Source organism: Bacillus sp. FSL R5-0654 (assembly GCF_038008745.1).
Lineage (GTDB): Bacteria > Bacillota > Bacilli > Bacillales > Bacillaceae > Bacillus > Bacillus safensis.
Map to the genome: position 1 here is coordinate 1368664 of NZ_JBBOZV010000001.1, position 18751 is coordinate 1387414.

At 40.3% G+C, this 18751-nt stretch carries 17 protein-coding genes; 9 read left to right on the forward strand and 8 right to left on the reverse strand.

What is annotated here, in order from left to right; all coding sequences use genetic code 11:
• Positions 1 to 58 precede the first annotated feature (58 nt).
• Both NSS76_RS06800 and NSS76_RS06805 read left to right on the forward strand, forming a co-directional pair.
• Entirely contained in the window at positions 59 to 844 is a 786-nt protein-coding gene (locus tag NSS76_RS06800; protein ID WP_044331932.1) for an SDR family oxidoreductase, read from the forward strand.
• Positions 845 to 857: 13 nt separating this feature from the next.
• Positions 858 to 1730 (forward strand): NAD(P)-dependent oxidoreductase, encoded by an 873-nt coding sequence (locus NSS76_RS06805; RefSeq protein ID WP_044331934.1) that lies wholly within the window; start codon positions 858 to 860, stop codon positions 1728 to 1730.
• Positions 1731 to 1791: 61 nt separating this feature from the next.
• Here the strand turns inward: NSS76_RS06805 and NSS76_RS06810 are convergent, their stop codons facing one another.
• Positions 1792 to 2586, reverse strand: a complete 795-nt coding sequence (locus NSS76_RS06810; RefSeq protein WP_041116470.1) for a CAP domain-containing protein — start codon at positions 2584 to 2586, stop codon at positions 1792 to 1794.
• Between the two features lie 337 nt (positions 2587 to 2923).
• Between NSS76_RS06810 and NSS76_RS06815 the strand changes: the two genes are divergently transcribed.
• Both NSS76_RS06815 and NSS76_RS06820 read left to right on the forward strand, forming a co-directional pair.
• On the forward strand, positions 2924 to 5050 hold the full coding sequence (locus NSS76_RS06815) for a peptidoglycan D,D-transpeptidase FtsI family protein (protein ID WP_044331937.1): 2127 nt from the start codon (positions 2924 to 2926) through the stop codon (positions 5048 to 5050).
• A gap of 156 nt (positions 5051 to 5206) precedes the next feature.
• Positions 5207 to 7036, forward strand: a complete 1830-nt coding sequence (locus NSS76_RS06820; RefSeq protein WP_025092344.1) for a PAS domain-containing sensor histidine kinase — start codon at positions 5207 to 5209, stop codon at positions 7034 to 7036.
• Positions 7037 to 7061: 25 nt separating this feature from the next.
• On the opposite strand, the gene NSS76_RS06825 is transcribed toward NSS76_RS06820, so the two are convergent.
• Complete coding sequence (locus NSS76_RS06825) at positions 7062 to 8231, reverse strand: aminotransferase A (protein ID WP_341081421.1); 1170 nt, start codon at positions 8229 to 8231, stop codon at positions 7062 to 7064.
• A gap of 293 nt (positions 8232 to 8524) precedes the next feature.
• Between NSS76_RS06825 and NSS76_RS06830 the strand changes: the two genes are divergently transcribed.
• Entirely contained in the window at positions 8525 to 9409 is an 885-nt protein-coding gene (locus tag NSS76_RS06830; protein ID WP_144495051.1) for a cation diffusion facilitator family transporter, read from the forward strand.
• 64 nt (positions 9410 to 9473) lie between these two features.
• On the opposite strand, the gene NSS76_RS06835 is transcribed toward NSS76_RS06830, so the two are convergent.
• The gene (locus NSS76_RS06835; RefSeq protein WP_180272403.1) at positions 9474 to 9626 is read right to left on the reverse strand and encodes a hypothetical protein; all 153 of its coding nucleotides are present in this window, start codon (positions 9624 to 9626) and stop codon (positions 9474 to 9476) included.
• A gap of 301 nt (positions 9627 to 9927) precedes the next feature.
• On the opposite strand from NSS76_RS06835, the gene NSS76_RS06840 reads away from it, so the two are divergent.
• A complete protein-coding gene (locus NSS76_RS06840) occupies positions 9928 to 10467 on the forward strand; it encodes an RDD family protein (protein WP_212042820.1) in 540 nt (179 codons plus the stop codon).
• 61 nt (positions 10468 to 10528) lie between these two features.
• On the opposite strand, the gene NSS76_RS06845 is transcribed toward NSS76_RS06840, so the two are convergent.
• Positions 10529 to 11679, reverse strand: a protein-coding gene (locus NSS76_RS06845; RefSeq protein WP_206534229.1) for an IS3 family transposase whose coding sequence is annotated in 2 segments (ribosomal slippage) — positions 10529 to 11406 and positions 11406 to 11679 — 1152 coding nt in all. Because the reading frame shifts where the segments join, the coding sequence is not laid out codon by codon here.
• Positions 11680 to 11882: 203 nt separating this feature from the next.
• On the opposite strand from NSS76_RS06845, the gene NSS76_RS06850 reads away from it, so the two are divergent.
• Both NSS76_RS06850 and NSS76_RS06855 read left to right on the forward strand, forming a co-directional pair.
• The gene (locus tag NSS76_RS06850; protein ID WP_341081431.1) at positions 11883 to 13193 is read left to right on the forward strand and encodes an MFS transporter; all 1311 of its coding nucleotides are present in this window, start codon (positions 11883 to 11885) and stop codon (positions 13191 to 13193) included.
• Between the two features lie 73 nt (positions 13194 to 13266).
• Complete coding sequence (locus tag NSS76_RS06855; protein ID WP_024424709.1) at positions 13267 to 14175, forward strand: chemotaxis protein; 909 nt, start codon at positions 13267 to 13269, stop codon at positions 14173 to 14175.
• Positions 14176 to 14212: 37 nt separating this feature from the next.
• Here the strand turns inward: NSS76_RS06855 and NSS76_RS06860 are convergent, their stop codons facing one another.
• Complete coding sequence (locus tag NSS76_RS06860) at positions 14213 to 14674, reverse strand: YkyB family protein (RefSeq protein ID WP_008356877.1); 462 nt, start codon at positions 14672 to 14674, stop codon at positions 14213 to 14215.
• Positions 14675 to 14852: 178 nt separating this feature from the next.
• Complete coding sequence (locus NSS76_RS06865; protein ID WP_341081435.1) at positions 14853 to 15770, reverse strand: AraC family transcriptional regulator; 918 nt, start codon at positions 15768 to 15770, stop codon at positions 14853 to 14855.
• A gap of 113 nt (positions 15771 to 15883) precedes the next feature.
• Here NSS76_RS06865 and NSS76_RS06870 point away from each other — a divergent pair, with 113 nt between their 5' ends.
• Entirely contained in the window at positions 15884 to 16780 is an 897-nt protein-coding gene (locus tag NSS76_RS06870) for a DMT family transporter (RefSeq protein WP_061109769.1), read from the forward strand.
• 152 nt (positions 16781 to 16932) lie between these two features.
• Here NSS76_RS06870 and NSS76_RS06875 read toward each other — a convergent pair whose 3' ends face one another.
• A complete protein-coding gene (locus NSS76_RS06875) occupies positions 16933 to 17148 on the reverse strand; it encodes a hypothetical protein (protein ID WP_024424712.1) in 216 nt (71 codons plus the stop codon).
• A 260-nt stretch (positions 17149 to 17408) separates the two neighbouring features.
• A complete protein-coding gene (locus NSS76_RS06880; RefSeq protein WP_024426859.1) occupies positions 17409 to 18686 on the reverse strand; it encodes an MFS transporter in 1278 nt (425 codons plus the stop codon).
• Positions 18687 to 18751 lie beyond the last annotated feature (65 nt).

Consider the following 18751-nt stretch of genomic DNA (forward strand, 5'->3'; position numbering starts at 1 on the left):
CTTGCGATGTGAGCAAGGTTCTTTTTGTATGATAAAATAAACTAGAGGAGGTGTTGACATGGATGTCAATCTAACTGGAAAAAAAGCATTGGTAGCTGCAAGCAGTCAAGGTATCGGAAAAGCGATTGCCTTTGCTCTAGCAAAAGAGGGAGCAGATGTGATGCTCTCGGGAAGACATGAACAAAAGCTGAAGGAAACAGTCAATGAGCTGTCTCCGCTTGTCAAAGGACAGCTGACTTATCAAGTATGTGATGTATCTGACGCCGGGCAAATCAAGGCGCTTGTTCAAGCGGCGGCTGGTGATGAGAAGTGTCTAGACATTCTTGTGAACAATACAGGCGGGCCTAAAACAGGAACGCTCGACACCTTAACAGATGAAGATTGGATCGAATCATTTCAGCTTCATTTACTCAGCTATATTCGATTATTAAAAGAGGCATTGCCTTACTTGAAAAAACGCGGCGCACGTGTGTTAAATATTGCGTCAATGTCAGTGAAAGAACCGATCCCGGGCTTGATGCTGTCGAATACATTTAGACCGGCCATAGCCGGATGGACAAAAACAGCCGCTCTGGAGTTTGCAAAGGATGGTATTTTGATCAATACGTTAGCACCGGGAAAAATTGAAACAGACCGTGTGAAACAGCTGGAAAAGCACCGCGCACAAAGAGAGAATCGAACGATTGAAGAAATCAAAGCACAGGCTGAACGAGCGATCCCGCTTGGCCGTTACGGCCAGCCAGAGGAATTTGCAGCATATGCAATGTTTCTTTTATCAGAAGCCAATACATATATGACAGGTCAAACACTGATCATTGATGGTGGATTGACAAAGTCTCTTTAAGGAGGAATAAGTAATGGCACAAATCAAAACAGTTGGTTTTATAGGAATCGGTGTAATGGGTCGCAGTATGGCAGGACATTTAATGGATGCAGGCTATGAAGTGATCGTTTATACAAGAACGAAAGCAAAAGCAGACGCATTGATTCAAAAAGGCGCATCATGGAAGCCGGCAGTAAAGGAGATTGCAGAAAGTGCAGATGCCGTCATTACAATGGTGGGATATCCATCTGATGTAGAAGAGATCTATTTAGGTGAAGATGGGCTTGTGGCACATGCTGCGCCAGGTACATATCTCATTGATATGACAACATCGAAGCCTCAGCTTGCAAAAGAAATTGAGTTGAAAGCGAAGGAAAGAGGTATATTTACATTAGATGCACCTGTATCAGGCGGAGACATAGGAGCCCAAAATGGCACGCTGGCCATTATGATCGGCGGAGAAAGGTCAGCCTATGAAGCCTGTCTGCCGCTATTTGAGCAAATGGGTGAAAACATTCAATATCAAGGACCGGCAGGAAGCGGTCAGCATACAAAAATGTGTAACCAAATTGCCATTGCAGCGGGAATGGTCGGTGTCGCAGAGGCAATGGCCTATGCCGAAAAATCAGGGCTTGATCCAGAGCAGGTGCTCAAAAGCATCACAACAGGTGCAGCCGGCAGCTGGTCTTTGTCAAACCTTGCACCAAGAATGCTGAAAGGCGATTTCGAGCCAGGGTTTTATGTGAAGCATTTTATCAAAGATATGGGCATTGCACTTGAAGAAGCAGAGCTGATGGGGGAAGAAATGCCAGGGCTCTCACTTGCGAAGTCCCTTTATGAAAAGCTGAGCGAACAGGGCGAAGAAAACAGCGGGACCCAGAGCATCTATAAATTATGGGTCAAATAGTTTGCAGCATCCTCAAAACAAACTAAAAACCTGTCCCAAATAGGGACAGGTTTTCTTGATATTATTTTCCGATGAATTGCTGCGTCCAGTAGTTGCCAGATTTCACATAACCAACACCGATATGTGTGTAGCTTTTGTTTAAAATGTTCGCTCTGTGGCCTTCACTGTTCATCCATGCTGTCACAACTTCTTGAGGAGATTTTTGACCTTGGGCAATGTTTTCACCTGCTGATTTGTAAGTGATACCGAATTGCTTCATTTGATCAAATGGAGATCCATAAGTTGGGCTTGTATGAGAGAAATAGTTTTTATCTTTCATATCTTGAGATTTTGCGCGAGCAGATTTGCTTAATTTAGAATCAACAGAAAGGGCCTTTAAGCCTTGTTTTGCACGCTCTTTATTTGTAAGCTCAACCACTTCTTTTTCAAATGCATTTAAGCTGCTGTCTGCTTTTGATGCGGTTGTGTCTTTTTGGTCAGCTTTTGTGTTGCTGCTTGTGTTTTCTTTTGCTGGAGTGCTTGGTTTAGAAGCAGTTGGTTTTTTCACTGATTCTTGTTTTTGTTCTTGTTTTGCTTTGTTTACTTCTTTCACTACTTTTGTTCCTGTAACAGGTTGACCGCTTTTGATCAGTTTGTTTAATAGAGCTTCGATCTCTTTTTGATTCGACTTGCTTAGCTTGTTTACATCTGAAGAGATATGTAATTTTGCTGCTAGTGTATGAAGATCAATAGCTTGATGCTGTACATTTATTACTTGTTTCAGGTTAAGCTCCTTCGCATCAGCTGAATGTCCTCCAGTGAATGTGATGAGTGCAGCAGCTGTCAGCGCTGAAAAAAAGAATGATTTCTTCTTCATATTGTAACTCCTCCTAAAATCTTTGTTTTGTTTTCTCACAAAAAATCATAACATGGACTTTTTGTTATAAACGTACCAGCATCCTCCATTGACAATGCAAGTTTGTCATTTTTGTTAAAGTCATCGTAAGAGCCGCTTCATATCAAAGGATAGGGAATTCTTCCATTTAAAGAAAACGACATAAACATACCAATATTTTAAAGTGTTAGTATATTTTTTTGCAGATTAGGGATTGACAGCTTTTTTTCACTCGTTTCGCTGTAACAACTATTACAAAAGTGTTACAATAATGAGTGGTAATTGTAAAAGATTGAAAAGGATGAGAGGAGCTACATAAGTGGGAGAGAAACAGCATCAAGGTGCTGCCGAGCAAAAAAAAATCAAGCGCCGGAACGCCTGGAGAATTAATCTCTTTTTCTTCGCTGTATTTAGTTTATTTGCTGGACTTGTGATCAAGCTGGGTGTGCTGCAAATCGTCAATGGTGAAGATTATAAAAAGCAAGCCAACCGAACAGAGGTCAAAACAGCATCATACCCGTCTCCAAGAGGAAAAATGTATGACGCGAGAGGAAGAGTCGTCGTTGATAACGAAAGTGTACCTGCCATCGTTTATACATCAGAAAGCGGTGTGAAAGCGGAGGATAAGATTAAGGTAGCAAGAAAACTTGCGACTTATATAAAAATGGATACTGATTTTTTGAGAGAGCGTGACATTCGAGATTTTTGGCTGGCGAGCCATCCGAAAGAAGCGGATAAACTCATTTCAAAAGCGGAGAAAAAAGATATCGATGCAAAGGATGTCTATCCGCTTCAAGTAGAGCGTGTCCCAAAGAAAGAAGTCAAAGCGATCGAAAAGGATGCAGAGGAAAAAGCTGTTGCAGCGATCTACCGTAGATTTACAGGCGGATATGCCTTTGAGCCTCAAATCGTGAAGGCAATGAACCCAAACGAAGAGAAAAAAGGGGACGAAAAAGTGGCTTTACTCGATGAAACGAAAGAATCAAAACAAACTTCATCCGTAAGCCTGACATATGAAGAAATTTCACTTGTCTCAGAGCATCTTGATGAACTGCCTGGTGTGAACGTCATCAACGACTGGACAAGAAAATATCCGTATGAAAAGACCCTTTATAATGTACTTGGCGGTGTGACTACACCAGAGCAAGGAATCATTAAAGAGCGTGAAGATTACTATATGGCAAGAGGCTACTCGCGAAATGACCGGGTAGGGAAGAGCTATTTAGAATATCAATACGAGGATTTTCTAAACCCAGAGAAAGCGACCGTTCAATATACACAGGTTGGCGGGAAGCTGCTCGATGAAATCAAGCGGACAGAAGGACGAAGAGGACTTGATCTTGCGCTGACATTTGATATGGAGCTGCAAAAGGAAGTCGACAAAATTGTTGAATCAGAGCTTAGATCTGCCAGCGCGAGAAACTATATGATGGATCGTGCCTTTGTCGTCATGATGGACCCTCACACAGGGGATGTTCTCGCGATGTCAGGCAAGAAAATGGACGGCAGAGACGTCACAGATTATGCGATCGGAACATTTACGACCCAGTACGAAATGGGCTCTGTTGTCAAAGGAGCCACAGTACTTGGCGGTTATCAGGACGGGATGTCACACAACCAAGCCTATATGGATACACCGCTCTATTTTGCAGGGAGTAATGGAAAGGCGAAAAAGTCTTATAAAAATCTAGGATGGGTCAATGACCTTCAAGCACTCCAAAAAAGTTCCAACGTCTACATGTTCCAAGTAGCGATGAGAATGGCGGGCATCACCTATCAAAAGGATGGTCCGTTACCTGCAAGGCCTGAGCACTTACAAAAAATGAGAAACTACTATGCGCAATTCGGTCTTGGCGTGAAAACGGGGATCGATCTGCCGCAGGAATCAAGCGGGATGCAGACGCATCCTAAGACGGTCGGCGGACTCTTGCTTGATGAAGCAATTGGTCAGTATGACACGTATACACCGCTTCAAGTGGCGCAATACATGTCAACGATCGCCAATGGAGGCAGCCGTATTCAGCCAAGAGTGGTGAAAAGTGTTCATCTTCCAACGAAGAAGGATGAAGTAGGCCCAGTCGTAAAAAAATATGAGCCGAAGGTGCTGAATACGATTAACAACTCGAAAGCAGATATTGACCGCGTAAAAACGGGACTGAAAATGGTCACATCAACAGGCGGAACTGCCGCTGGCCGATTTGGTCAGCATGATGTCGCGGGAAAAACAGGTACAGCGCAAACGTTCTACTATGGTGCCAACCGCAGCTGGTGGGGAAATTCAACGTACAACTTAACCTTTGGAGGATATTATCCTTCTTCTAATCCAAAGGTGGCGTTTAGTGTCGTGACACCTTATGTCTCAGATAAGGATCCTGTTATTAAAAACATCCCAAGTAAAATTGTGGATAAGTACGTTGAATTACAAAAGAAATATGAAAAACAATAAACCGCAGGGAGCACAGCAGCAGAAAGTGCTCCCTTTTTGCTGAAAATATGGACGTTTCCCTCGATGACAGAAGGAAAATACGGGTTTTCTAGCGAATCTTTTTTATACATCAATCTAAGGACAACCCTAAAAAATGAAAAGGAGGGTCGGACGACGATGGAACAACAAATGAAAGATTCGAATCAATTGTATTCGAACATCGATTTACATGCCGTTCTTTCTTCTAATGGCCGCTTTCTCTACATTTCTTCCAACTGTAAGCAGCTTTTGCTCTATGAACAAAAGGATTTACTAGGGTGTTTTTTGAAAGACTTTGTTCATACCGAAGATCAATTTCTCGTCGAAAGTTATTTTTACAATCAGCACATGCTAGAGGTTTGCCACTTTAGACTGCTAAGAAGTGATCTGACAGCTGTATGGATCGAAGCAAGCATTGATTTTGTTGCTTGTGATGGGTTAGACAACGAAGTAAGTAGAGAAATGATCCTGAAAATGAGGGTGCTGGATACTGAGCCCCAAAAAGCAGCATTTCAAACAACATCAAAAGTAGCAGAACAGTCGTTAGGCAGTCTGCCGGCTTTCCAAAATGTCGGTGAAGCTGAACAATTGATTGCCATGCTGCCAAACCCGTTATGTATTACGACTTTAGGGAAAATTGTGTATGCGAATGATGCGATGCTGCAATTAATGGGGGTAAGTGCAAGAGATGACATGATCGGCAAGTCCGCGTTTGATTTTATTGCTGAAGAGTACCATGACATTGTCAGAAGCCGAATAACAAGGCTGCAGCAAGGACTTCCAGTCGGAATGATTGAACAGATATGGAAGCGTCAAGATGGGAGCAGTATTCATATTGAGGTAAAGTCATCACCGACGATTTATCAAAATCAGCGGGCAGAGCTTTTACTGCTCGTGGACATCTCATCCCGTAAAAAATTTCAAACCGTTCTTCAAAAAAGCCGGGAGAGGTATCAGCTGCTCATTCAAAATTCCATTGATACGATTGCGGTCATCCATGATCACAAATGGGTGTTTATGAATGAATCTGGCATTAAATTATTTGAAGCAGAGCATTACGATAAATTAATAGGAAAGGATATCTTTCATCAAATTCATTCCTGTGATCAGCAAAAGGTCAAAAAGAGTTTATCACGTATTATTGAAAGAGCATCAGATTCTGAGATTGTCACAATGAGCTGTCATACGTTTAAACATAAGCTGATTTATACAGAAATGGTCTGTATCCCAACTACATTTTTTGGAGAAACAGCGGTTCAAATTATTTTAAGAGATATCTCCGAACGTAAGCAGACAGAAGAGCTCATGCTCCGCTCTGAAAAATTATCGATTGCAGGCCAATTGGCGGCTGGCATTGCACATGAAATCAGAAACCCATTGACCGCCATCAAAGGCTTTTTACAGCTCATTAAACCGAAAACAAAAGATCGCGATCAATACTTCGAGATTGTTTTCTCTGAGCTGAGCCGAATAGAAATTATCTTGAGTGAACTGCTAATGCTGGCGAAACCGCAGCAAACGTCCTCAATGCAGACGCTTGATTTGAAAAAAATCATCAGCGAAGTCACAGCTTTGTTAGAAACACAAGCGAACTTAAATGGCATTTTAATGAACACAAGTGAGATAGAGGAGGGTCTCCTGATGAACGGAGATCAAAATCAGCTCAAGCAAGTGTTTATCAATTTAATCAAAAATGCCGTAGAATCCATGCCGGACGGAGGAAAGGTAGACATCACAGCCAAAGCAGAAGGTGATGGAATACTTGTCACGATTCGTGATGAAGGGATCGGCATTCCTGAATCGGTGATGAAGCGGATTGGAGAGCCCTTTTTAACCACAAAGGAAAAAGGAACAGGACTTGGCCTCATGGTCACATTTAATATTTTAGAAAATCATAACGGGACGATCCGTGTGGATAGTCAGCCTGAAAAGGGCACTGTATTTCACATCATGTTTCCTGCAAAATAAAAACAACGGCAAGAGAGCCGTTGTTTCAATCTAGCGAATGAATAGAACGTTTTTCGAGTACAAATTGTTCTAGCCGGTCAAGTCCTTCTTTCAGCGTTTCAAGTGAATAAGCATAAGACAGGCGCACATACCCTTCGCCGAGTGGAGAGAAAGCAGAGCCTGGTACGACCGCAAGTCTTGTACTTTCTAACAGCTCCATGCAAAAATCAAAGGAACTCATCCCAAACGATTCAATGGATGGAAAAATATAAAAAGCGCCAGAAGGTTTAATCACCGGAAGCCCCATAGAAATGAGCCGATCATATACATAATCGAGTCTTTTCTTATATTGCTCTCTCATGATCAGTGCATCATCCACACCATTTGTCACAGCTTCAAGTGCCGCCTTTTGTGAGACAGCCGAGGCACAAGACACGTTATATTGATGTACTTTTAATACATGTTTAGCAATTGGAGCTGAAGCAAATAAAAATCCAATTCTCCATCCAGTCATGCTATGAGATTTAGACAGTCCATTGATGACAATGGTCTGTTCTTTTAAGAAAGAGGCAATTGAATGATGCGGCCGGTCAAATGTCAGCTCGCTGTAGATTTCATCGGATAAAATAAAGATTTCTTTTCCTTCAAGGAGCTGGGCAATTTCTTTCAATTCTTCTTCTGAAAGCGTGACACCAGTCGGGTTTGAAGGGTAAGGAAGAACCACACACTTTGTCTTTTCCGTTAGCGCATCCTCAATCAGCTTGGCATTCAATTTAAAGCCGGCATTCGTTGTGTCGATATGTACGGGCATGGCACCGCACATTCGAATGATCGGTTCATATCCGGGGTATACAGGTCCAGGTAAAATGACCTCGTCGCCTTTTGTTAAAATGGTTCGAAACGCAGCATCAATTGCTTGACTTGCACCTGTTGTCACAATGATTTCTGACTCTGCATCATAATCAAGATTCACTTTCTTCTTGATATAATGCTGAATCGCTTGTCTAAGCTCTAGGAACCCAGCATTGTGAGTGTATGAGGTGAAATTCTCGTCAATGGCTGCTTTGGCAGCTGTTTTGACATGATGCGGCGTATAAAAATCGGGCTGGCCTATCGTCAATGAAACGACATCCTCATATGACGATACGAGATTTGAAAATGTTCGAATGCCTGAAATTTCAATATCCTTTACTCTTGGATTCAGCAAATGCTCCATTTCTCATCACCTTAAAAATTTATGTTTTTATCCTATTTTACCATTCACTGCATAAATGTCACCTGCGAAAGGCACTGGATATCGTTATATGTAGTCTATTCTCCTATCCATCACCGCATGAGTGATATATTAAAGAAAGAGCAACATTTATTATAGCGTAACCTCAAGAGAAAATACAGGCTGTGATGAAGATGATTAGAAAACGGCAAAACTGCGTAAACTGAAAGAACGTGAGAATCATGGTCATGGGAATTGCTTTCATAGACATACGATCTCCTAAAGGAGGACGATAGATGGAACAATCAGCGAAGACATCGAAAATCGCGTTTCTATCCGTGCTGAGCAACACATTTGTTGTCATCTTAAAAATCATTGTAGGTCTCTTAACCGGATCTGTTGCGGTTTTATCAGAAGCCATTCATTCGTTTCTCGATTTAATGGCGTCGTTTATTGCATTTATTTCTGTTCGTATTTCAAGAAAGCCAGCAGATTCTAAACATCCTTATGGACATGGAAAAGTCGAAAATATTTCTGGAACGATTGAGACCCTGCTGATTTTCGTTGCTGGCATTTGGATTATATACGAATGTGTTCACAAATTAATGCATCCAGAGCCAGTTAAGCTGCCCGTGCTTGGCATTGTGGTCATGCTGCTAGGCGCGCTCATCAATTTTGTTGTATCGAGAATTGTGAACAAAGAGGCTGAGCGAGTACATTCAGTCGCCATGAAATCAAATGCATTGCACCTTTTAACGGATGTGTATACGTCACTAGGGGTGGCATTCAGTTTATTGCTTGTGGCATTAACCGACTGGTATTTCCTAGATCCGATCATTGGAATGATTCTGGCCCTCTTTATTATGCGTGAAGCGTTTAAACTCATGAAGGAAGCCTTCCCGCCGCTTGTTGATGCTCGTTTAACACCAGAGGAAGAACAATCAATTGAAGCGATCATTCAAGGATTCAGTCAAGAATTCATTGAATATCATGACTTTCGAACAAGGCGGTCAGGTGCAGAGGAATATATTGATTTCCATTTGATTGTAGATGGAAAGACAACCATTGAAGATGTTCACCAATTATGTGATCGAATTGAAGAGAAGATTCAGCTCGAATTTCCGCATGCGCAAATCTTTATTCATGTGGAACCTGAAAGTGAAAGAAGTTTACAAACGTAAAAAAGGCGATCAACCTATTCTCTGGTTGTATCGCCTTTTTTTACGCTTCATCTATGAAATGAAATCAATATCCATAAGCAGTATCGTAGTCTTCGTACCAAGAGATATAAGCTGTGTCATCGTTTGACAAACCATGCTTCATATCTAAATAATCAGCTTCGCAAATATCTTCAATTACAGTCATTTCGTTGTTCTTTAATAATACGACAGTTCCCATCATGAACACCTTTCTTTAAAAAATCCTTGACTATTGTACCATTTGAAGAATCATTGTCAACAGAAGAATGGAAACAAGACGAAAATATCACAAAATGTTAAAAAATCAGGAGGTAAAAGAACTAGAAGTGCCATGATTTTCACAAATTTTCAGTATTTATTCACATAAATCATTTAGATCAAACTGATCTAAAATGTATGTAAAAGTGTAAAGCTGCATTGATCTTGCTATATTCATAGGATATAATAACGAATGATTATAAGAAATTTATAGAAAACATACATAATAAAGGAGAAATAGGATGGAAACCAACATAACAGAACCACACATTCAAGAAAAGAAGCATCCTGAGCTAGCAGGCGTAGGCTATCGTTTTCTTGCACATCTTTTGGACGGTATCATTATCGGAGTACCAATTGCTTTTATCATGTTTATTTTGGCGTCAGTCTTTTTTGTCTCAAGCCCAGGTGCAGCTCTGATGATGGATGACGACAGTTATTACTATTCTTCAACCGTCATAACGGATGAGGAATGGGAAGCTATTATGGGACTGATCATTTTCTATATAGGGGCAGTCTTGATGGGGACCGTGGTGACATGGCTTTATTACGCCATCATGGAATCATCAAAATTACAAGGAACACTCGGGAAGATGGCTCTTGGCATCAAAGTCACAAAAGTCACAGGCGAAAAGGTCACATTCGGGCGTGCAACTGGCCGCTTCTTTGCAAAAGGCTTTTTGTCTCCGATCTTATATATTGGATATATCATTGCTTTTTTCACAGAGAAAAAACAAGCACTTCACGATTTGATTGCAAGTACCATTGTTGTGAAGAGATAATGAAAAAAAGCACCTCTGCTAGGGACTGACCCCCGTTTTTGAGACAGGGATCAAAACACCTTTATACAGCCAATTGCCGATAGTTGATCGGTGATTGGTTGTTTAGTTTTGTTTGAATACGAATGTTGTTATAATAATAAATGTATTCTTTGACAGTGCGTTCTACGATGGTGGTCGTAGTTCGATCAATGCTGTTAAGATAGAACGTTTCAGACTTTAGCGAGGAATGAAACGATTCGATGGAGGCATTATCAGCGGGCGTCCCTTTACGGGACATGCTCATGGTAATGCCTTTTATATGAACAGCTTTCTGATACTCGTAAGATGTATACACAGAACCTTGGTCGCTATGTAACACACAGTTTTCAGGCAGTGCTGGGAGCTGATCAAGTGTGTTTAAAATAAAGTCTGTGTCCTGCTTATCACCAATCGTAAACGCAATCACTTCTCCATTATATAAATCCAATATACTGGAAAGGTACAATTGTTTCTGTCCATAAGGCAAATACGTGATGTCCGTTACTAGTTTTTCAAGAGGACGATCAGACTGAAAGTTCCGATCCAGTATATTACCGGCCACGGCATAGGGCTGCCCATTCTTCTTACGCTTTTTCATTTTAACCCGGCACTGCCACTGGTTTTTCTGCATGATACGTTGAACAGTTTTATGGTTAATACGCATTCTCACTTTTAGTAAGGCTGTGATTTTTCGGTATCCATATCGATACTTGTGCTCTCGGCACAACGTGCCGATTTGCTTCTCTAGTTGTTTTTTAGAATGATTCTGAGTCAGATCTTTTTTCCATCTATAGTACGAAGCGCGAGAGATGCTTAAATGGACACAAATGTCCTGTACTGTCATCATTTTGCACAATTCTTCTACTAGTTTGATTGACGTTTCCTTATCAACTTCCTTTCCAATTCGTTGTACTTTTTTAAAACTTCATTCTGTTGACTCAGATAGCGATTTTCTGCCTGCAGTCTCTCTAATTCGGAAGAGTACTCGGGACCCTTTCCATAGGTATATTGTTTTCCAACAGGCTGTTCGAACCGGTGTGTATCCCCAGCCTTATGCCACCTCACCCATGTCTGAACCTGCGTTTTATTTTTGATATTCAATTCCTGCATGATCTCTTTCATAGATACGCCTGCCAATCTCATGTCTACAGCCTTCTGCTTGACTTCAACCGGATAACTCACTCTTGTCCCCATAGAAAAAACACCTCCATGTTTTATTTCGGATTACAACGATCCGTTTTCAAACTTGAAGGTGTTTTTTATTTGTCTCATCTTATGGGGTCAGTCCCGCTATATGGTAAGAGGTGCTTTTTTTCATAGATTATTGTATGGAAGAGGGAAACAGCACATAAAATAGAATGATAGTGAAAAATGAGGCAGGGAAGGGAGACAATCGATTGAGAACAGGAAAAAAGACCGCACAGAAAAAAGGGGCAGGCTTTGGGCTGTTTTTGACAGCACCTGTGCTGGCCTGGGCGTTGTATGATTTTGCAAATACGATCTTTTCATCAAATATGATCACCATTTTCTTCCCATTTTACTTGCAGGAAACGATCGGGGACAGTGCGAGAATGGACCAGATCGCCAGCACCTTTATTTCTTATGCAAACGCACTAGCCAGCTTTTTTCTCGTCATTTTTACACCTTTATACGGAGTGCTGATTGATCGTACAGGGAAAAAGAAACGCTATATTACGATGTTTACGTTCATATGTATTGCTTGTACGTTGATGATGGGGATTTTTGCTGGGATTGATTTCTCAAGTGAATGGTTTGGGCTGCCTGTTTCTTTATTGGTCGTGGTCACCTTGTTTGTGATCGCAAAGTTTTTTTATCATTCTAGTCTGGTTTTCTATGACACCATTTTGCCCGATCTTGGGACAAAGGAAGAAATCCCGCTTATTTCAGGATTTGGTATCGCCGTTGGCTATTTAGGAACACTTGTCGGTCTCTCTGTTTATTTACTTGTCGGCAATGACCAGTTTCATGAAGCATTTATTCCGACAGCTCTTTTATTCCTTCTATTCTTTCTACCTTTTCTCTTTTTTGTAAAAGATCCTTATCCGCTGCCTCAGCGAGAGAAAAAGGCGTCTTTTTTCAGCGGGTATAAAGAGATTATTCACACGTTTAAAGAGATGAAAAAGTACAAGCCAGCTTTTATCTTTATGATTGCTTTCTTTTTTATGAATGATGCTTTACAAACAGCGATTGCGATGATGGCTGTTTATGCCAAAATCATCATTGGCTTTACCGCTGGGCAATTTATTTTGCTCTATCTTGTGTCGACCATTTCAAGTATCATTGGCTCCTTTCTGTTTGGTTATATCACAAAAGCGATAGGGGCAAAGCGATCGATTACAGTCGTGTATGTCATTTTAATTGTGGCGCTCATTTTGGCTGTGACAGCGGCAACCGAATGGGTCTTCTGGATAGCGGGCAGTTTATTCGGGATTTCACTTGGCGCAAGCTGGGGGGCATCACGAATCTTGATTATTGAACTGACACCGAAGGAAAAGCGAGGACAGTTTTTTGGCCTCTTTGCATTCTCAGGGAAGGTATCTTCCATTATCGGGCCGATCATTTATGGCTCAGTTACCCTGCTGTTTGCAGAGCACGGAAATCTCGCAAGCCGCCTTGCACTAGGCTCTTTGCTCATCCTTGCAGCGATAGGACTTGTGATTCATCAATTCGTTCGAGAGAAAGCGTAAAGAAACGTCAACTTTTTTCCTATGCTGCCGATATAAAAAGTACAATCTTATATTGAAGAATAGAGGGATTTCCGTGGCTTTAAACAAACAAGAAATTTTACTTGACTCTGGTACCAATGAATTGGAAATTGTGAAGTTTGAAATTGGTGCAAATCAATTCGGCATTAACGTCATGAAAGTAAGAGAAATCATTCAGCCGGTTGAGGTGACGGTTGTACCGCACTCTCACCAAGATGTAGAAGGGATGATTAGTTTACGAGGCGAGATTTTACCAGTCATCAATCTATTTTCCTTTTTTAATGTCGAGTCAGATCAGTCAGAACAAGAGAAATATATTGTGACTGAATTCAACCAACGGAAATTTGTGTTCCATACAGGAACGGTATCACAAATTCACCGCGTCAGCTGGGAAGAGATTGAGAAACCGACTGCACTCAATCAAGGGATGGACCGTCATTTAACGGGCATCATTAAGCTTGATGAAAAAATGATTTTCCTTCCAGATTACGAAAAAATCATTTATGATATTGAATCCGCTTCTGGTGTTGATACGTATCATATGTTTGACGGTGAGAAAGACGAGAGAAGAACAGGGAAGAAACTATATGTCGTTGAAGATTCTCCGCTTCTCATGCGTTTATTAACAAATGAATTAACCGAAGCAGGCTATAAAAACATTGTGACCTTTGAAGATGGCAAACAGGCATATGATCATGTCATGGACCTTGTCAGCAAAGGAATCAGTGTCACAGAAGAAATTGATATGATTATTACGGATATTGAAATGCCTAAAATGGATGGCCACCGGCTAACAAAACTGCTGAAGGACAATCCTTTAACAAATTCCATTCCGATTCTTATTTTCTCTTCGTTAATCACTGAAGATTTGCGTCATAAAGGGGAAACGATCGGGGCAGATGATCAAATCAGTAAACCAGAAATTCATCAGTTGATTGAAAAAGTCGATCATTTTATTATCTAAACGAAAAAACCACTCGGTATGAGTGGTTTTTTTCTGTTTAAAAATAACTTTCCCCGAGACGTTTGAAGACGGGCTTTGTGTAATGTGATTTTTGTTTTGTGGCGGCAGGTTTTTCTTTTAAACCGACATACGTTTGAAGTATTTGCTTTGCTCGGTTTAATGACATATTCGCTTTCGGATTGCGATATGATTGATTTAAATTTCCTAAGTGTGGCAAAAATTCGAAGTCTTCTTTCGTTGGTGGCAGGTGAAAATAATAATCTCCAATTTCAATCAGCACGTCGGACTGTTGTTGACTATACTTGGGATTGTTAGAGAAATGTAGGCCCACTTTTCTTCCTTTACCTTCTTGCAATAGTTTTTGCAGCGCGCGTTTTTTCAAAAGATAAAGAAACTTGGGGTTTGGTGCGGTTTTAGCATGGCGGTTAACAGTATAAATGGCTTTTGCGATGTTTTCTGCTGTAGGTTCTATGTCTTTAGTATGAGCATAATCGTCCATTTTTTCTCTCCTTTGTCTTTCGTCTTCCTGTGCTTAGTATAAATTATACGTTTTTATTAGTAAATTGCAAATAGAGTTATTGTAAAAAGCGATGGGATTCTCATCGCTTGTATTTACAATTGCCATTCATGATAGGTCTAAAACACCTTCTGCATTTTAGTAAACAAGCTATCTGCCATCAGTTTTCCTCTACCTGTTTTATTTGGAGAAGATCCAGCTGTTTTAATTTTCTATATGCTAAAGGTGTCGTATTTTTTATTCTTTTAAACAAATTGATAAAATAGCTTGTGCTGTTGAAACCTACTTGGTAAGCGATTTCTGTGATAGTGAGATCCGTTTCTTGAAGCAGGATGAGGCTTTGCTGAATTCTATATTCATTTACATAATGCATAGGTGATTTCTTTAAAATGTCTTTGAAGGATCTGCAGCATTCTGAGCGGCTAAGCTGTCCTGCACGAGCAATATCTTGGAGAAGGATCTTTTCATGATAATGCTGATGAATCCAATTCAGCATGTGTTTCATCCGTTCGTTTTTATCGTGTTTACGCGCATCATGTTTCATTTGGAAGCCATTTTGTAATAAGCTTTTCCAAATGGTGATGAGCTGAATATTGAGTTCAAGTTCATAATAGACTGGAGTTTCATCAATTAATTGTTGAATGGTTTGAATACATTGATAAATATGTTTAGGCCAGTGATCTTTTTGGTTGAGTAAAATATAAGCTGTCTGGCTCGCATGCATATAAGGATGGACAAAAGTGGTGAATAATTCATTCGCTGTGATGAAGTAGGGAGAGACATTTAAACAAACATAAGTACATGCCGTCCCATTCGGATCTTTTGCCATGTGCAGGCAGCCACTATTGATGAAAATGCCATCTCCTTGCTTTACATATAATGTCTCTTCATTGATATGAAATTCAGCCTCACCCTCTAAAATAAAGACAAATTGAAACTCGTCATGCCAGTGAAGAGGAATATAGCCGCTTCTATGATGACGAATCTTCGTATGATAAAGAGCAATAGGCCATGTTGTCGTGGAATGCTCCGTTAATTCTTTCAGGTTGCAGTCAATCAGAAAATGATGGTTGTGCATAATTCTCCTCAATATTCTTTTATTTTTATGTTCAATTAATATATCAATATGTAACAAAGTGAACTACTATCAACTATATTATCATGATTTGTTAAGAATTGAGGAGAATGAAAATGAATAGGAGAAAGGGCATTTTACTTGTACTCATAGGCGCCATCTGCTGGGGTGTAGGAGGAACGATTTCACAAAAATTGTTTCAGCAATATGGGATTGATGTCAATTGGCTTGTGACGGTCCGGCTGCTCATCTCAGGGGGATTGCTTTTATTTGTTCATGTGATGACAAAAGAAAAAACACATCTGATGGGTGTGTGGCAAAAGAAGAGGACAGTGATGCAAATCCTTCTATTTGGACTAATGGGGATGCTGGCTGTTCAATATACTTATATGGCATCCATTCAACATGGAAATGCTGCTGTGGCAACGCTGCTGCAGTATACAGCCCCTGTTATGATTATCGTGTATTTGGTCATTCGCAGGCAATCAACCTTCACTAGAAGAGATCTGGTCACAGTGGTATTGGCTTTAGCAGGCATGTTTTTCTTATTGACGAATGGTTCTATTTCAACATTAACCGTTCCATTTGCGGCAGTGATGTGGGGAATATTATCGGCTGTGGCGCTCTCGTTTTATACGTTATATCCAATCAGCCTGTTAAAACAATTCGATTCTCTAGTGGTTGTCGGCTGGGCGATGCTGATAGGAGGAGGCGCCCTTAGCTTGATCCATCCTCCTTGGAAGGTTAATCTCACTCATTTACCTTTTGAAGCGTATGTCTATTTATTATTTGTGGTCATATTTGGAACGATGATCGCTTTTTGGTTTTACATAGAAAGTTTGCAATACTTATCACCAAAAGAGTCGAGCTTAATTGGAAGTGTCGAGCCCCTTGCAGCAGTCGTTACGACAGTTTTCTGGTTAAAAGAGCCATTCGGACTTTTCCAATGGATAGGGACAGCTTGTATTGTCTATATGATTTTATTCTTGGCATTGTATCAGCCGAAAAAATGAGAGGGATGGGTGTTGAACAATAGAAGGAATGATAAGAAGAATTGACTGAATGAAATATAAATGAAGTGAACTATTAGTTCATGATAACTACCTATTTATTAAAATGGGTAGTTTCTCAAATGATATTTTTTTATATGATGTAAGCAGATGAATTATTTTGTATGAATAGAATAAGCGCAATAAAAACAACCATTAAAGTCCGTTTCATTCGTCATTTGTTTGGCTTCGCCCATGGCGCTTTCCCCATTCATATGCATGCCAATCAATGTACGGCTTGCAGCATCACCTAAAAATGCACAATCTTCTGTATGTACAACAAACTGTCCTTGTTCATTCTTTGTATGAATAAAATAGTAACTTTTTAGCATTTCTTTCACCTCCAACCTGACTATCCTACTATAAAACGTTTAATGATGTAAAGGAATTTTATTGTGAAAAACAAGAAAAAATGGATCAACAAAACAAAACGAGAAGTGCTAAATGGATGGAGGGGGGAAGTAAAGCGAGGTAAATGTGATTTATTTATGCATGCTTCAAGCAGATTCTATGGGCAGAGGAAATGACATGAAGGATGTTTCAGCCATGCAAAAAGGACTTTCCTGAAAAGAAAGTCCTTTTTGCTATTTACTTATTGAACTCCCTGACCCTTTAGTTCACGCTGCACGTCTAAGTCGGCAGCTTCTCTGCTGAACTTTGGCAGTGTAATGAAGTAAAAAAGGAAGACGAGTAAAATAATAAAGCCCATTCCGTAATAAATATAAGAAACATTTGTGATGAGTTTTGGAAATAATACAGCAATCAGACCTAATGTCATTGATTGAGCAAACATAGTAAGCGGATCAACCCATCCTGACACACGGCCCATCAGGCGAGGGTGGACGATTCTAGGCAGCCAGCCGCCAATGACAATGTTGACTGGGCCAATGCATGTACCAATGACAAATGATGTGACATAAAACAACCATAATGTATGGGTAGAACCAAGGACAAAAATCAAAATACCTGCGACCAGAATTGGAATCGACATGAGATATTGCATCTTTACCTTCTTAGCGAGGACAGAGCCCATTAAGCTTCCAACGAGCAATCCTGCACCGATCGCAATTGTAAAGAAGGATGTATGCAGCTCAAAATGGTCCGGTGAAAGTCCATATTTCATTGTAAACATCGGAAGAACGGCAAATGCGCCATTGACTAGACCGAAAACAAAAAAGCCAAAAATTAAAGAAGCCAATAATTTATTTTTTAAAATATACAGTATGCCTTCTTTAAAATCTTTTAGAGACGTTTTAATGGTCATGCCTCTCCAGCCAGCTTGTCCATTTGGCTGACGCGCTTCAATTGGAATGTTACATGAACGAATCAGGATGCCTGAAATAATAAAGCTGACTAAATCAATTGTAATGGCACCGTGAAGACCAATCGTTTTATACATAATGGCACCGAGTCCAACGCCAAATACCATAAATAAACTAAACAGCATTTGATTTAAGCCAGCGGCTTTTGCATATTGATCTTTATTTAAAATGGCCTGAACGAGAGAAGCTTCAGCTGGATAGAAGAATTTCGTAATGGCACTTCGAATAAACAAGATCAAGAAAATAAGTGGCAGTGAATTAAAATAAATAACGATGAATAATACAATCGTCAGCCCAGCTCGTATCCAATCACAATTCTCTGCGACTTTTTTACGATCAAACCGGTCTGCGACCACACCGACCATAAAAAAGACAAAGACAGTAGGAAGAGAATACATAAGCTCAGCCAATGTGGCGTATGCGGGCTGATGACTAAAATGGTCGAGCAAATAAAAGGCAAACGCCATATTGCCTACTGTTGTCCCCATTTGCGAAGCAAGTGCCGCAAAAAAGAGACGAACAAAATTTCTGTTTTTAAAAATATCCATAAATACGCTCCTTAACCTGAAGATCCCACTTTATATCATATAAAATTTTAACCATTCGTACAATT